The 16,094-nt window shown below is 58.9% G+C and carries 12 protein-coding genes and 2 pseudogenes; 12 read left to right on the top strand and 2 right to left on the bottom strand.

The genetic code is table 11. From position 1 onward, the window contains the following. Positions 1-110: 110 nt before the first annotated feature. The 7 genes and pseudogenes from JQK88_RS28615 to JQK88_RS28585 form a co-directional block, all read left to right on the top strand. A pseudogene (locus JQK88_RS28615) lies at positions 111-283 on the top strand (class I tRNA ligase family protein); the annotation flags it as partial. Between the two features lie 565 nt (positions 284-848). Next, positions 849-3,269 (top strand): bifunctional diguanylate cyclase/phosphodiesterase, encoded by a 2,421-nt coding sequence (locus JQK88_RS28610; protein WP_203280188.1) that lies wholly within the window; start codon positions 849-851, stop codon positions 3,267-3,269. Between the two features lie 526 nt (positions 3,270-3,795). Beyond that, positions 3,796-4,620 carry an IS5 family transposase gene (locus JQK88_RS28605; protein WP_203280187.1) on the top strand — a complete coding sequence of 275 codons (825 nt, stop codon included), beginning with the start codon at positions 3,796-3,798 and terminating at the stop codon, positions 4,618-4,620. A 178-nt stretch (positions 4,621-4,798) separates the two neighbouring features. Next, the gene (locus JQK88_RS28600) at positions 4,799-6,757 is read left to right on the top strand and encodes a putative bifunctional diguanylate cyclase/phosphodiesterase (protein ID WP_203280186.1); all 1,959 of its coding nucleotides are present in this window, start codon (positions 4,799-4,801) and stop codon (positions 6,755-6,757) included. Between the two features lie 1,352 nt (positions 6,758-8,109). Further along, positions 8,110-8,709: a cold-shock protein gene (locus JQK88_RS37040; RefSeq protein ID WP_192258552.1), complete on the top strand. Its 600-nt coding sequence runs from the start codon at positions 8,110-8,112 to the stop codon at positions 8,707-8,709. Between the two features lie 388 nt (positions 8,710-9,097). Next, positions 9,098-9,484, top strand: a complete 387-nt coding sequence (locus JQK88_RS28590) for a hypothetical protein (protein ID WP_192258554.1) — start codon at positions 9,098-9,100, stop codon at positions 9,482-9,484. A gap of 291 nt (positions 9,485-9,775) precedes the next feature. Then, the gene (locus JQK88_RS28585; RefSeq protein WP_246750081.1) at positions 9,776-10,300 is read left to right on the top strand and encodes a DUF309 domain-containing protein; all 525 of its coding nucleotides are present in this window, start codon (positions 9,776-9,778) and stop codon (positions 10,298-10,300) included. Positions 10,301-10,413: 113 nt separating this feature from the next. Here the strand turns inward: JQK88_RS28585 and JQK88_RS28580 are convergent, their stop codons facing one another. Further along, positions 10,414-10,839, bottom strand: a complete 426-nt coding sequence (locus JQK88_RS28580) for a hypothetical protein (protein WP_192258551.1) — start codon at positions 10,837-10,839, stop codon at positions 10,414-10,416. A gap of 1,140 nt (positions 10,840-11,979) precedes the next feature. On the opposite strand from JQK88_RS28580, the gene JQK88_RS36500 reads away from it, so the two are divergent. From JQK88_RS36500 to JQK88_RS28560, 4 genes are all read left to right on the top strand, one after another. Further along, positions 11,980-12,723 (top strand): GGDEF domain-containing protein, encoded by a 744-nt coding sequence (locus tag JQK88_RS36500; protein WP_203280185.1) that lies wholly within the window; start codon positions 11,980-11,982, stop codon positions 12,721-12,723. A 338-nt stretch (positions 12,724-13,061) separates the two neighbouring features. Further along, the gene (locus JQK88_RS28570; RefSeq protein ID WP_192258373.1) at positions 13,062-13,886 is read left to right on the top strand and encodes an IS5 family transposase; all 825 of its coding nucleotides are present in this window, start codon (positions 13,062-13,064) and stop codon (positions 13,884-13,886) included. 101 nt (positions 13,887-13,987) lie between these two features. Next, entirely contained in the window at positions 13,988-14,284 is a 297-nt protein-coding gene (locus tag JQK88_RS28565; protein WP_203280184.1) for a DUF982 domain-containing protein, read from the top strand. Positions 14,285-14,539: 255 nt separating this feature from the next. Further along, positions 14,540-14,788, top strand: a complete 249-nt coding sequence (locus JQK88_RS28560; protein ID WP_203280183.1) for a DUF982 domain-containing protein — start codon at positions 14,540-14,542, stop codon at positions 14,786-14,788. A gap of 127 nt (positions 14,789-14,915) precedes the next feature. Here the strand turns inward: JQK88_RS28560 and JQK88_RS28555 are convergent, their stop codons facing one another. Further along, positions 14,916-15,824, bottom strand: coding sequence for a PhzF family protein (locus JQK88_RS28555; protein WP_203280182.1), 909 nt, complete (start codon positions 15,822-15,824; stop codon positions 14,916-14,918). 141 nt (positions 15,825-15,965) lie between these two features. On the opposite strand from JQK88_RS28555, the pseudogene JQK88_RS37820 reads away from it, so the two are divergent. Beyond that, positions 15,966-16,094, top strand: a pseudogene (locus JQK88_RS37820) (IS30 family transposase); the annotation flags it as partial.

Genomic DNA, 16,094 nt, shown 5'->3' with positions numbered 1-16,094 from the left:
AGCATGCGCGGGTCGCGCGCGTGACGGATGCTCTCCCGAATCATCGACTTCCCCAGCGCAACACCGAAAATGCTCGTCAAAACCATGATGCCGCCCCGGTCGAAGCGAAGATCGCCCAAAAATGGCATGAGGCCGACGCTTTTTGCGCCGGTGCGAACGCCAAGCCTGGGGCGGAAACCTTCACGATTGTGATCCCCCCGCCGAACGTTACCGGTTCGTTTGATATGCGCATGCGCTGAACAACACACTGCAGGACATCATGGTGCGGTTCGAGCGCATGCGCGTCTCGGCGACTGGAGGGACAACATGCCAGTCTCAAATTTGCATTGACCCGGATCTGCGAGGCGGGCTGAGGAAGGCTTTAAACCCAAAAATCAGCACGCGGCCTAGTCCCGTGCTTTTGTCTTCTTGACCTACGCCAGCACAGCAACCAAGCGCTTTACCTTTGGCTCGCGGGACTTGACCTAGCTTTTGAAAGAGTGGGTCTTGAAGCAGGTGCGACAGCCTCGTGGCTCTTCAACGGGCTGAGAGTGCGGGGACTGCATCGATCCGCGGCGGCTACGGGCCATGACCAAAACGATGCCGATCAAGAATGACGCCCGCCGGCTGCTCCGCTGAGCTCGCCTCCCGCCCGTAGCCTGAGGCAAACATGAGTGCTAAGCCTACGATCAGGCGTTCCCATGTGTGGCGCGACCGGCCCGCCCAATTCTGCAGCGAGCCAGGGCCATGGGTTCCTTCACAACCTTCGGTAACGATAATCAAAGCGGATTTTCCGCTTAAGCGCTTTATTCAAGTCTTGGCCGTAGATTTCTCCCCAGACGGGTGATCATCCTGGCTGGGGGAAGAGCATGTTGAAAGTCTACACGTGCATTGCGACGCAGCATGATCTGCGTCTGGTCGCGCTAGCGGCCTTCATCTGCGCCCTGGCCTCCTTCACGGCCGTGAACCTCCTCCACCATGTCGGGCGCAGTGAAAGCGAAATGCGACGGATCTGGCTAGCCATCGCCGCGGTCGCCACGGGCTTCGGCATCTGGGCGACGCATTTCATAGCCATGTTGGCCTTCCAGCCCGCCGTACCGAGCGGCTACAACATCGCTTTGACGATCATGTCGTTGCTGGCCGCGATCGCTTTGACCGGGACGGGTCTCACGATCGGTATCTCGCCACGCGTTCCACATGGACGCTGGATCGGCGGTGCGATCGTGGGAGGGGGCATCGCGGTGATGCACTACACTGGTATGGCCGCATTCGAGATCGCGGGCCGCGTCGTCTGGGATGTGCCGCTCGTCGCCGCCTCAATCATTCTTGGTGGGCTGTTCGGCGCGGCCGCGTTGCCGGTTGCCCTTCACGCCAACACGGTCAAGTGGAAGGCGCTCGGCGCCCTCGTGCTGACGGTAGCGATTTGCAGCCACCATTTCACGGCGATGGCCGCGGCCGCAATCATGCCGGACCCGCGCATTGTCATTTCCACAACGGCGCTGCCCGCGGACTGGATGGCGGCTGGGGTAGCCCTTGTTTCGATCCTCATCATCCTTTTGGCCATCATCGGCCTCGCCCTCGATGTGCGCGATCTCCGTCGCGCCGGCGAAGCAGCGCGTATGCAGGAGCTGGCCGACGCGGCCGTCCAGGGGCTGATCGTGTGCAACGAAACCGAGATCGTGGCAGCCAATCGCAGTTTCGCCGCGCTTGCTTGCGTCGACGGCTCTAAGCCGGCCGGCCGCCCGCTCGCGTCCTTCTTTCCCACGGTTTCCCAAGGTGAGTTCACGGGCACTGCGCAAAGGCCCCTGGAGGTGGGGCTATGCGCGACGGATGGCAGCACGGTCCCGGTTGAGCTGATCCGGCACAGCATGATCTATGCCGGCAAGCAACACCAGGTTCTTGCCGTGCGCGATATCCGCGGGCGCAAGCGGGCCGAGGAGGAGATACATTTTCTTGCCCACCACGATCCTTTGACCAAGCTTCCGAACCGCACGAGCTTCAACGAAAAGCTGGAGGCCGAGTTTACGACGCATCGCGGCGCTGAGCGGTGCCTCGCCGTCCTCTTCCTCGACCTCGACCGCTTCAAGGAGATCAACGACCTCTTCGGCCATCTCGTCGGAGACGCTGTGCTGCAGTGTGTGGCCGACAAGATCAGGGGCGTCCTTAAGCCAGGGCAGATGGTTGCGCGCTTGGGCGGCGACGAGTTCGCTGTGATTGTTCCCGGTCTGCCGAGCGCGGGCTATGCGACGCGCACTGCTGAAGCCATCCTGGACGCATTCAACGACACAGGCGCTAACCTGCCCGCCGGAGTCACCCTCGGCACCAGCATAGGCGTCGCTGTATTCCCGAACGATGCACCCGATCGGGAGACGCTTCTGAGCCATGCTGACGCTGCGCTTTATGAGGCCAAGATGCAGGGGCGGGGCCTTTATTGCGTTTTCGAGCCGTCCATGGGTGAGCACCTGCGCGATCGCCGCCAGTTCGAGCACGACATCCGTCACGCGATCTCGCGCAAGGAACTCCGCCTCGTCTATCAACCGCAGGCGGAACTCCTGTCCAACAAGGTCTTCGGTTTCGAAGCGCTGCTGCGGTGGGATCATCCGGAACGCGGCGCCGTTCCGCCGGCGGTGTTCATCCCGATCGCGGAGGAGTGTGGCGCCATTCTGAAGATCGGTGAATGGGTGCTGCGGACCGCCTGCGCTGAAGCGGCAAGCTGGCAACAACCGCTAGCAATCAGCGTCAACGTTTCGGCCATGCAACTCCACGGCGGGAATTTGCCCGAGCTGGTCGGGGCAGTGCTGGAAGAAACCGGTCTCGATCCGTCCCGGCTCGAGCTGGAAATTACCGAAACCTGCCTGATCAAGGATATCGGGCGGGCGCTCGCTGTCTTGCGGCAGCTCAAAAGCCTTGGGGTTCAAATCGCCATGGATGATTTTGGCACCGGATACTCGTCGCTATCGAATTTGCGGGCATTCCCGTTTGACAAGATCAAAGTCGATCAGTCTCTTATCCGGGCGGTGGATACCAGCGATGAGGCGGCTGCCGTCATGCGTGCTGTCTTTGGCCTCGCTCGGGGTCTCAAGCTCCCGGTCCTGGCAGAGGGTGTCGAAACGGACGCGGAGCTGACCTTCTTGCGGCAAGAAGCCTGCGATGCGATCCAGGGTTACCTACTTGGCCGACCCTGCCCGATTTCCGACTTCGCCCAGCATACGAGCGGCAAAGGCAGGACGCCCGCTTCCCGACGGCAGAGCAACCACGAACTGCGCCTGGTCAAGAACAGCGCGGCATAGTGCGGAGGCGGGTCGCACGTTTCGTGGTGACACTCGCGAGCGTTCGGAGATGGTGCGCTGTTCCACAGGTCAACAGCTCCTATGCTGAGGGCGGCGCATTTCGGCAGCTCGGTTCTGCCCGCCCGGCCGCGATCGACCGCTGCGCCTTCCCGCGTTGCATCGAGCGGGCGTAGCGCCTCGAGCAGCGGTTCGCCGTGCCGCTGATGCTTATCCTGCAGAGTGCGGTTCGGGCGCATGCAAACGTCGCACCGGTAAGACAGAACGCGGCGTCGGGATAACGGTGTTTCTCCCGAGCGAGCTCGAAGATGACGAGGTCGAAACCATCGCCGAATTTCGATCCCTTCGAGAATGAGCCGGCTCATTGAACCAGCTTAGTCTAGCAGGTGTCGAAAAAGAAAGCGCGATCGCCAACAGACAATTGCGAAGACATGTAGGATCAGGTTATGTCGGCGATGTGCTAAGAGCCCGTTTTGAAAATCGGCTGGGAGGGGTTTCGTCTGGGGCTTGGTTATGATTCAAGCTGTAGATGTGGACAGAACAGAGCCGTGGCCGAATGGCCCAGATCGCCAAGAAGACCAAGCGCTACCCGTCTGATTTGACGGATGAGGAGTGGGACCAATTCGCGCCGCTGATGCCAAAGCCCGGCAGGCGTGGGCGTCCGCGCGAGGTTGATTTCCGGGAGGTTATCAACGCCGTGCGCTACCTCGTCCGATCAGGCGGTGGCTGGCGGATGCTGCCGATCCATTTTGGGCCTTGGCAGACGGTCTATGGCTGGTTCCGCGAACTGGCGCGACGGTTTCTGTTTCAGACCCTCCACGACGTGGCGCTGATGCTGGATCGTGAGCGATCCGGGCGCGAGGCGAGCCCGTCGGCGGCAGTGATCGACAGCCAGTCGGTCAAGGCTCCGCAAGCCAAAACACGGGGTTACGACGCCGGCAAGAAGATCGTCGGGCGCAAGCGCCACATCGCTATCGATACGGACGGGCGGCTCTTGATGGTCAATCTGACGACCGCCGACATCTCCGATTCAGCCGGAGCGCAGGCGATCCTCGACGCCATTCGCAGGCGCTGGCCCTGGGTGAAGCATCTGTTCGCAGACGGCGCCTACGATCGGCTCAAGCTCATGGACAAGGCCGCCTATCTCGACTTCGTCGTCGAGATCATCCGACGCTCCGATGACCAGAAAGGTTTCGAGGTGCTGCCACGCCGTTGGGTGGTCGAGCGCACCTTCGGCTGGATGACAAGATGGCGCCGCCTCGTGCGCGACTACGAGCAGCGCATCGACGTCTCTCAAGCTATGATCCTCGTCGCCATGGGCAGCAATCTCGTCCGAAGAAATGCTCATCCGTGAATTTCAAAACGGACTCTAAGGGAGCATCGCGGTTTTCGCTATCTTCGAATTTCCGAAGCCCTCGGTTTCCCAACTGGGCTGTCCAATTTTTGCGGTTGAAATTTACTTTTTCCGAAGTGTTCGATGCTAGGGGACCAACACGCAGCGACTACTCTAGCGTGGGGGGAGTGAATGAGTGATGCAACGTCTGTATGCCGCAAGGTTTGGTGATCTTCTGGCGGGAGACCTGCGAGTTTTTGGCGGGCCCTCGACAATCGAACCACTTGCCGGCCGAATCAGGGCGGAGCAGGTCAGTATAGTGCTTCGCAACACGCCTCTTGGCATGGCTGCGAACATACTCAATGCGGCCACTCTTGTTATGGCGCTTTGGGGCTCCGCGGACCAAACGAAAGCCATCCTCTGGGCGAGTGTTATCATCGTCGCCGCCGGGTTCGTAGGCCTAAGAGCGAGATCATCGTTTCAGTCAGTCAAACCAAGATCAGTGTCTCGCCGGACAACGCAAAAACTGGTGCGGAACGCGTTCCTGTTCGGCACATGGTGGGGAGCACTTCCCGTTCTGTTCTTCAGTGGGGCAACAAGTGCCGCCCAGGTCGTCATTACCTGCCTGAGCGCCGGGATGATCGCAGGCGGCGCCGCTTCTTTTTCCACGATTCCTATTGCGGCCGTCGCGTATACGCTCCCGATTTTCCTCGGTTCGATGCTTGCGATCGCGTGGATGGAAGGCGCCGTCAATCTGCCCGTCGCAATCCTGATAGTGAGCTACGCCATCACGCTGTTTCGTGCAGTGCTTGCCCACGCGGTCGAATTTACCCAGCGCTTCATTCTGCAAGCGGAAAGCGAAAATGCCATTCGAAGGGATGTTCTAACGAGACTGCCAAACCGGTTCAGCTTCAATGAGCGGCTGGAGAACGCGTTGGTGGACGCAAAGCAGTTTGACCAGCACTGTGCGTTGCTTTTGTTCGATCTTAACAATTTTGTCGAGGTGAATGATCGCTTTGGCCGAGCCATGGCGGATGCCCTTTTGGTCGAAGTGGCTGCGAGACTTCGGAGATCGACGCGGGATAGCGATGGCATTGCCAGATTGGAGGGCGGCGAATTTGCAATAATCGCCACGCGCGATACCAGGCCAGATCAGATCAGGGCCTTGGCCAAACAGATCATAGAGGCCATGCGCGCCCCGTTCTTGATCGAAGGGCGCGAAATATATTGCAGAGCCTCTATCGGTATCGCTTTGGCGCCCACTGACGGTTTGGATGCCAACCAACTCCTGCGGTGCGTCGACACCGCGCTATACAGGGCTAAGACGCTGGGGACGGACTCCATCCAGTTTTTCAGCGCAAGCGACGATGAAGCCGCTGCAAGGCGCCATGCCCTTGAACGCGATCTGGCATCTGCGCTTGCCAACGACCAGCTTTGGCTCGCATTTCAACCCTTTCTCGACCTCGGGAGCGATCGCATCCGCGGTTTTGAAGCGCTTCTGCGGTGGCAGCATCCGACCCTTGGCGCGATACCTCCGTCGGAGTTCATACCCATAGCTGAAGAAATGGGTTTGATTCACTCCATCGGACACTGGGTCGTCAAAACGGCTTGTTTGGCAGCCGCGCGCTGGCCGCGCGACTTGCGGGTCTCCGTCAACATGTCGGTAGTGCAGCTTAGGAACAAAGCCTTGCTGGATGGAATTGTAGTGGCCTTGGCTGAAGCCGGTTTGGAGCCCCGAAGACTCGAGGTCGAAATCACAGAAACTGTGCTGATTTCGAATTTTGAAGAAACGACCTCATTATTACAATCGTTAATTTCTCTATCCGTCACAGTTGCTCTTGACGATTTTGGCACCGGCTACTCATCACTGACTTATCTTCGTAAATTGCCTCTTTCGCGGCTCAAGATCGACCGATCTTTTGTCCAAGATATGCTCACCGATGCGGACTGCGCCGCGATTGTAAGATCATTGGTTGAGTTGGCGCATGAGCTTCGAATTGAGGTAACAGCCGAAGGCGTAGAAACTCCCGAACAGCTCGACTATCTGCGCCGCGTCAGGTGTGATGAAGCTCAAGGCTATTTAATCGGGAAACCTGTCCGGATCGGCGACATTCCTGGCATTGCTGCGAAGCCGTTTGTTCAGGAGCTAGGTACTTGAATAGCAGAACCGGCACTTTGGGGGCGATGGTCTGGTTGTCTCGTATCCCGACGGTGACGGCCGCCTTGCTCAGGTAGGCTGAAGGCCGCAAGTCCTAGGGCAGGCACTGGGAGTAGCCCTGTGACGAAGCATCAGATCGAGGTGATCACGTTGGTCGAGCAGCGCCGGCGCTGGTCTCGGGAGGAGAGGGGGGGTTGCTGGTCGCAGCGACGTTGAGGCCGGGGCCAGTGTTTGGAGGTCGCGCGGTCGACCGGCATTCATATGAGCCAGCTTTTCCGGAGAGGGCGGAGCCGCTTCCTGGTGGCGGGTCAAGGCCGGAAGATGCACCAAGCGTTTCGTACGCAATGGTCGGAACGATGTAGATTTTTTTGCCACCTGGTGAGCCGCTCTTGCAGCAGTATGTTTGGAATCGGCCTGCTGGCCTAGCTGTTCCGCTGAAGCTCCTCTTGGAGAGCAGCAAAGATCGCGGTTCTAGTCGCGCACGCGCATTGAGCCCCCGGCAGGTCCTCATCGGCTGCGCGCTTCGCCCTGCGGGCAACAGACAGCGAAGCCACCACGGCCGCGAAAATCCCGCGACGGCGTCTCGATGCCGGAACCGGCCCGCCATTTTTGGGAGGTGATCCGTGCAGGTGCCTGGCGGAAACAATGCGATTCCGTCCCCGACCATATCATAGCCATCGCCCTCTTTCAGCCGCCCGAGCCTCCCGACAGCCGGATCAACGATGATAATCCCCTGACGGTCTACGCCGTCTTGCCGTGCTTGGCATGGCATTCTGCCATTCCCTGCCGCGCGCGCGGCGAAGCGCCGTCACTCTACCGTGCGATGGCCTTGGGAAATACGACAGGAGGACCACAATTGTCAGGTTTGGGCTGAAGACTTTTCAGCGGACCCCGAAAAAATGAAACGGCAGCTCTTCCGGTTCTTGCAAAGCGCTTGAACTGGCTTTCGTTGGAGAAGGGAGGTCGCCAGCCCAGCCGTTGCGAGTGATCGGCAAACCACCGCAAAACGTTCATTCGCTGTCATGTGGCTGCATTCTTCGGGAGCTTCTCGAATACAAACAGCTTGGCTTCGCGCACGGCGCAACGCGCAGGCAACCTTCCGAATTTGATAAAGCCCTTGCAGTTCGCCCGCGCCGCCATCATCGCACTCGCACTCCAGCACAACCTATGCGAGTCAATAAATCGACTCGCCGGCACTATTGTTTCAGGTGAAATGAATCTAGTTTCAAAAGTGTTCGACCGATAGGCCGGGCACAGCTGCGGCCATCACGGCCATTTGACATAAACGCGTCGCCCGATTGAGATTATCTTGACGGTAGCGTAGTTCGCCATCAATGCCAGTCGAGATGATCATGGGCAAATATCGAGACCATCGCGAGCCACGCGGGCATCGCCATGACGATGACCCCGTTTCCTTTTCGGAACGGACCTCCGAGCCAAGCTACTTTCAGCGCCCGGCGACCGTGACCGCGCACCCCGTCGATGCCGAGGTATTGTGGTTCACAGTCAGCAAGGGTTTTGGCTTCGTCAAACTGTCGGACGGCACGGAGGCCTATCTGCACGTCCGAGTGTTGGAGGCGGCCGGAAGCCGAGATGTTGCCGAGGGGACGCTTCTGAAGGTCACGGTCGAAAAAAGTCCAAAAGGTCATCAAGTCGCTCAGGTGCTGGAGATCGGCGATCAGATCGCGAAAACTCCGTTACGTAGGCGCGTCGCTGGAGGGACCATCGTCGAGACGGGTGCGCAGCTAGAGAGCGGGGGCACGGTCAAGTGGTACAAACCCGAAAAGGGCTTCGGCTTCATTGCTCCTGACAACGGTGAGAAGGACGTCTTCGTTCATGCCAGCACCCTGACCCGCTCAGGGCTCAGCGTGCTGGTGGAGGGACAAAAGGTGTTTGTCGAATGCGCGCAAGGCAAGAAAGGCTTGGAAGTCCGGAGCATTCGCCTCGCCTAGACGGCGCATTGCCCACGGCCCCGTACGAAGATATTGCAATACACAATTTACGGGCTGGTCTCGACGCCGAACGCCCGCGAGCGGGTCGCAAAATCGCTCGAGGATGTGTCGCGCTGTGTTTCCAGACGTCCACGGGCACCAATCTGCCCGTTGCCGGTCCGAGAGACTGAGCTTCCGCGATCGCGCGTAGTGTCTCGACGGGATTGTCGTGGGCCCTGACCCATTTCGAGCGCGTCGAGCAGTTCTTGCTCTCAGTCGCCGGCAAGACGGTGCTTACGCGGAGGCGCGCCTGTTTTGACTACGAAAAAGGCCGTGTAGGCGGCTGGTGTGTGGAAAATCAGCGTTGGCGTCTTGCCGATTGCGCCAGCCGTCGCGCACTCTCGCAGCCATGGTGGCGGAGCATGTTGAATTGGCCCTTTTTGAGCAGTCACTCGGGAATATCGAGGGCCTCAATCGACCGTTCTGTGATCGTGTGGCTGACGCCGCCGAAAAAACCGCAGGGTCGGTTCTGTTCGATGTTCGCGTCGACGGCGATACCTGGGTCCAGCGGATGGCTGCGATTGGCTATGGCGAAACCGGCACGGCGATAATCGTGATGGAGAAGAACGGACACCTTAGATGCGCATCGATAAACGGAGACACCGCACTTCTGGTAGCAGAATTGGCTGCCTGGAATGCGTCTCCGCTGAGTGAGCAAGCGAGGCTTGACCCCTGCGGAACGGCCAGCATCCTGCTAGCGAAGCTTCGTCGCTCAGGTCACTTCGGCCGTCTCTAGCCGTCCCGGCGCTGCTCTTACCTGGCGGCCAAATTCCTGCTCGGCTCCAATAGGGCGCGATGGAGGTATAATCGACCAAACTGCGACTTAATCTCCACGTGCGTGCCGCAAGTTTTTCGTGCTCGCTGACCACGTCACCGCTTCGATCTCGCAGCTTAAGCGTCAGGAGGGAGCGCCGGGGGAGATAGGTCCTGTGGAACGGGCGTGCGCAGCTATCCCATCAGATTCCATGCGACATGAATTGCCATCGACGTGGCTTTCATGATTGCTGGGTCTATGTCACGTTCTCGCTTGCTGACCGAAAAGAACTTCCCCAGCTACGCATACCTGCCTGGCAAACATCCGCATCCTGTGCGCGACCCGTTGGGTCACAGTTACCAAAGCGTCCAGGTGACCGTCGCCATTGACGAAGCACTCAGCTCAAACGAGTTTCGATGGGGTATCGACCTTTTCAACCACGGCTATTACTGGGAAGCTCACGAGGCTTGGGAGCCGATTTGGCACGCTGCGAAACAAAGCACTCAGCATCGCCTGCTCTTCAAGGGATTGATCCTGTTAGCGGCGGCCGGGGTGAAAATCCGCGAGGGAAAGCGGGTCGCTGCCGCGCGCCACGCGGCAAGGGCTGCAGCGCTTTTTCGCCAGGTGATGGATCTGCCGAACCGGGACTTTGAGGCCGCACTCGGAATGAAACCTGCCGCGCTTGCAGTATATGCCGAAGCAGCCATAACTTCCCCGGCTGTTTTGCGGGAGTCGATGCCTGGCCAGCCTGAGCCAGTTTTCGATTTCATTCTCGCACCAAAATCCGAGAGCGGCTGATAGGCAACCCTACCGTACCCTTCAAGCCCTTCCTTATTTCATTGTAGCACTCGCGGCCAGTCATAGGCAGTTCGACAAAGGCAGCTTCCATCCTGACGCCGTCGATCCTAGCGCTAACGCCGGCGCTGGCGTAGCACCCATGGTAGGCGCCGCTTCCATCGTTCACCTCGCGGCAAAGGCACATCGTCTTGCCACCGCTTCTTCCTGCGGGTCTGTCTGTCTCCAGCCGGTGCATTCGATGCCTCTGGAACCGGCGCTTCCTCAACCGTTGGCGGCGCGGGAAGCGACGCGTCGGGCGTGATCACGTGCTTAACGTCGGGTACTGCTTCACCAATGGCGAGCATGGGCTCGGAACGAACATCTTCACCAAGGAAAATTGGCTGCGGCGTCGCTTCAGCGATCGCATCTTCCGTCTTCGATTCCGCGACTTCGTTCGAGATGGTGGCCAGGTCGATGCCGCCCCAGATCGACAGTGGCCGCTTCACGAGCCCACGCTTCTGTTTGATCTCGACGACAAAGGGTCGCTTCTGCTGCCTCATAGTGCTCTCACGGATTTCAGGGAGTTGCGAACGTCGTCTAGGCCGATCGCTACGCCCTCGTCCACCCGCCGCCACGCATTTTCCAACGGTTTTCGAAGACATTGCCGCCGTCCAAGCCACGACTCAAGCGGCTCACCGCCGGTGCCTGGGCCCGCGCTCCCGATCTCTTGTCCGGCTTTCAGCACGATCGCCACGACGATTACACAGCCGTCTTTATTGGGCCCATCGCGAAGCCTCAGTAAATTCAGAATGCAATGAAGATGGTGGCCGCCCCTGTCCATACGCCACGTTCCCTGAGGAAATCAGGCGCGTCCAACACATTTTCAGAATCGATCACAGGTGACCGATTCATGCTGTTGATGGACCTAGACTATCAGCTGCCGGTTAGAACGGCCGATCGAGGCCACGCTTCGGGCTCAGGTCGCGGATACGCACTTCGCCATCCGTCTGGATCATTTCGATGAGCTTCTTGCGGCGATTGTGGCTGAGGGACATTATTCCCTCACGCTGCGTTTGCACGAGGCTAACAACTCGAAGCACGGACGCCACATCGGAACGGGCGAGCCATGAACCAATGGATCGCGCACGATGAGGCACGCCAGAGCTAACGTGGGTGCGACATCAGGACCGCTTCGGCATCCACGCTATGCATTGTTCGAGGCGTTCCAGCCGAGCCTTCTGCGAACGAAGCTCGTGACCAACGTTTTGCACCTGGATTTGCCTTTGGGGAGCGGCCGCTTTGATCAGTTCGCATTCAAGCCAGGCTATTCGATCTCGCATCTGCTGAGCTTCAGCCTGCCGTATGCCTCTAATCCAGCCTGGACCACGCATATTCAAAGGTCACCGTCCATGCAGCATAGGGGAGCATTGGAAAACTAACGCCGGCAGATTCGAAAAACTCGAATTTTAATCGTCGCTAGAATTCGCCGCTCTGTCGGCATCCGCTCGCTGTCTAAACCTTGAACGGTGGCCCGCTCGCTTCCTTGCCTGTCGAGTCCGGAACAATCTTAATAGCCTTGATAACAGCTTGTTCAGCGCCAACGGCTAAAGAAACAACGCAATGTCTAAGAAACAACGCAACGCCTAAAGAAACAATATGACACCGCGCACCAAGCGTATTCTGGGAGAAAATCATTAGTCGTGACGATAATTGCGGTCGTCGCGACCTTCGGTCTGTCGTTTAAGGAAAGAATCGCCTTGCAGATGCCGATCGACTGGCTGAGCTGGGTGGAATGTACCTTCATTCCGATACTCATCGGGATGCCAGTCAGTGCCTACATCTTCACCCAGTCGGAAACGATCCAGGAAACATGTGACAAGCTGGAAAAGTCACATACAGCCCTGAAAGAGACGCATGACAGGCTCACCTTCGTCACCAGTCACGACCCGATGACGGGGCTCCTTAGTCGCGGTGAATTCATCGCAAGGATGGACAGAAGCCGGGATGAAGGGGAATGCGACACACTCCTTCTGATCGATCCGGATCACTTCTCTTCAATCAACGATAAGCACGGACACTCCAAGGGTGACGAGGCTCTGGTTCAGATTGCGAAGGCGCTCGTCTATACCACGCGCCCAGGGGACTTGATTGGTCGTCTTGGCGGGGGAGAGTTTGGGGTCTTGTTACGCCACGTCCGCAAAGAGCAGGCCAGTACCAATGCGGAGAACATCCGTCGTTATATCGAGGGGATTCCTTGGGGGAAAGCGCAACAAGAGGGCGTGAAAGTGACTGTCAGCATCGGTGGCGCGGAAATCCCTCGCAATGCAAATACTCAGGATGTCCTTCGCACTGCCGGACGATGCCTTGTTGAAGCGAAACAACGTGGGCGGAACCGCGTTTCCTTCGACTATGAAGCAGCCAAGTTGCGAGTCGTGGCACCGTAGCCGATCCGGCCTGGGCCGCCGAGGTGCAAAAACTGTCCCGCCGAGATCCCTGAATTCACGGCTCGAGCGGACGCTTTCCTTGATGGTTCCTTGTCTCACTCGGCCGTCCCTGCGAGATACTGCGCGGTGCAGCCCAGGCTTGTTCCCCCGGTAGACTGAAAAAAGCCTGGCCATCGCATCCCTATTGCGAGGACTTCGGGAGCCGCGGGATTGGAATCGGCCTGCTGGTCTACCAAGACCGCTGCTTTTCTCTTGAAACCGTCATCGCCCTTAGAGCCCGTTTTGAAAATCGGCTGGGAGGGGTTTCGTCTGGGGCTTGGTTATGATTCAAGCTGTAGATGTGGACAGAACAGAGCCGTGGCCGAATGGCCCAGATCGCCAAGAAGACCAAGCGCTACCCGTCTGATTTGACGGATGAGGAGTGGGACCAATTCGCGCCGCTGATGCCAAAGCCCGGCAGGCGTGGGCGTCCGCGCGAGGTTGATTTCCGGGAGGTTATCAACGCCGTGCGCTACCTCGTCCGATCAGGCGGTGGCTGGCGGATGCTGCCGATCCATTTTGGGCCTTGGCAGACGGTCTATGGCTGGTTCCGCGAACTGGCGCGACGGTTTCTGTTTCAGACCCTCCACGACGTGGCGCTGATGCTGGATCGTGAGCGATCCGGGCGCGAGGCGAGCCCGTCGGCGGCAGTGATCGACAGCCAGTCGGTCAAGGCTCCGCAAGCCAAAACACGGGGTTACGACGCCGGCAAGAAGATCGTCGGGCGCAAGCGCCACATCGCTGTCGATACGGACGGGCGGCTCTTGATGGTCAATCTGACGACCGCCGACATCTCCGATTCAGCCGGAGCGCAGGCGATCCTCGACGCCATTCGCAGGCGCTGGCCCTGGGTGAAGCATCTGTTCGCAGACGGCGCCTACGATCGGCTCAAGCTCATGGACAAGGCCGCCTATCTCGACTTCGTCGTCGAGATCATCCGACGCTCCGATGACCAGAAAGGTTTCGAGGTGCTGCCACGCCGTTGGGTGGTCGAGCGCACCTTCGGCTGGATGACAAGATGGCGCCGCCTCGTGCGCGACTACGAGCAGCGCATCGACGTCTCTCAAGCTATGATCCTCGTCGCCATGGGCGGCAATCTCGTCCGAAGAAATGCTCATCCGTGAATTTCAAAACGGACTCTGACAACACATTCTGCAATGGTCGGCGGGTGTCGATGAGGCGCCTGTTCACGCAAACCAGCTGTTCTGCAGGTCGGGAGGAACCAATGAACTCTGAGGCGTTCAGCAGCACACTTTTCGTGAAGCGTGCAGCGTGCATCGTGCAAGAGATTGCCAGTCTTGCGGACGCTGTCGATTTCCTCAACGAATGGCCCGAGGATCGCAGAGACCTGATCCACGAAGCCGCCCTCAGGGCGTGCTATGATGCATACGATGGGCGAAAACCTGTAAGCGCAGCGCGCAATGCCTTTTTCGGCTTTGCGAAACGGGTCGCTATATTGGAAGATGCAACCTCCGCGATGCAGTGGCTCGCTGCCTGCAAGTCGGGCACTGGGAAAGTGTAGGCGTCGGCGCCGTGTGTGAGGCTGGCGCGGGCACGGCGAGAAGGGCATTGTGTCGAGATTTCACGGATAGTCGAAAGCAGAAGCAGTTCTGCACATTAACTGCAAAACGGCAGATCTCACACAATCCCGACCATGAACCCTGACACCGCACATCGGTCCCTATTGGCCAAGTCCAGCGACGAAGGTGCCGCCGAACCTTGGCTGGGTAGAGAAGTGCGACCGAGGCCTCATGATGGCCCTAGTGTGAGCGGAGAGATGGCCGGCTTGAGCAGATTTGAGAGGCCAATCGTTGTTCAGGTTAGCCGCCACAGCTCAGAGCGTATCGTGTTCGATGTCAATGATGCAGCCGCTATCTTGCTGCGTGATTTTCCTCGTCAGACCGAGAAACGGAAGGTAGCGATGGACGCCTGTCTGCAGGTATTGCGTGGTGAGGCCCATCCACCAGCTGCTCGAAAAGCTTTCGTGGCAGCCGCGCTTGAAGCAAAGATTCTGCGCAGCGATTAAGAAAGCTGGGATGCTCAGGAATTTCGTTCATCTTCGCACCGGTGCCAGTTATCGTGCAAACTGCCCGATCCGCCGGGAACCGACCATCGCCGGCACCGCCGTTTGGGTTGCTACGATGGATGGCTCTTCAGTTCGAGTTCGTTTTCGGGTGGCGAGCGGAAGCTCGACGCGCGAAGTTTGAACGGCTGCCAGGGGACTCTGCTGCCGTTACTGAGAGCGTCCACGCAGCGCCATTGGGGAGGGAAATCGTGGCTTTCATGAAGGTCACGGCATTACCGACCAGAAAGACTCGATCTTCGGTCAATTCGCAATCAAGCCATCCGCCTCGTGCCGATGCCTGAAAAGCCATGAGCCTTTTGTGCCCCAGCCGCTCGGCCCAGTAGGGAACGAGTGTGGCATGGATCGACCCCGTGACCGGATCCTCGGCAATACCAGCTCCGGGGGCAAAGTAACGGGACACGAAATGCGCTCGCCCGTTGGCGGCTTCCTGGCCCGTCACGACAAGGCCCACGGACCCTAGGCGGGCAATCGAGGCAAGGTCAGGGACAAAGCTACGCACAGCATCCGCGCTGCCGAGATCGGCGAAGATGTTCTCGAAGTTTCGGAAGATGCCGACAGGTTGATTGTCGAAAACACGTGCGATTTCTGCGGGAAGCGTCTCCAATGGTTCCGGGGGCAGACGGGGAATGTCCAGTCGGTAGCCATGCGGGCCTTGTGTAACTCGCAACTCGCCGGCGCGCGTGTGAAAGACGAGCGGGGCTTCGGCCTTGGCCTCGATCTCGGTCTCGGTCAGTAACACATGCGCGGTCGCCAGGGTGGCATGGCCGCAGAAATTGACCTCATGTGCCGGAGCAAACCACCGCAAATCCCACGCGCCATCCGACCGCGCTTTGACGAAAGCAGTTTCAGCAAGATTGTTCTCTTGGGTGATCGCAAGCATCAGGTCATCCGGCAGCCAGTCGTCGAGCACCAGAACAGCAGCAGGGTTCCCGGCAAAAAGCCGGTCAGTAAAGGCGTCTACCTGATACATGCGCATGGGGACATCCTCGATTCAAACGGCCGACCTTTTAACTTGACGGATGCTCATCTGCGTCCATCGTATCAATGGCCGCAAAGGGTCGGTGGGTTCAATAGGTCGCCGCAACACTCTTAATCTGAGAGGATGAGGAGGTGTTGCATGGTGACGTCACGGATCTGGTTTACGTCAGCGCAGAAGGCCGAGCTTTGGGAGCGATGGAAGCAAGGTCAGAGCATTTCGTCGATCTCGCGGGCACTGGATCGCCGGAACAAGACCGGCGTTCAGCGG

The organism is Mesorhizobium caraganae (assembly GCF_016836705.1).
Classification (GTDB): Bacteria; Pseudomonadota; Alphaproteobacteria; order Rhizobiales; family Rhizobiaceae; genus Mesorhizobium; species Mesorhizobium caraganae.
This window is presented reverse-complemented; position numbering and strand designations above follow the sequence as displayed.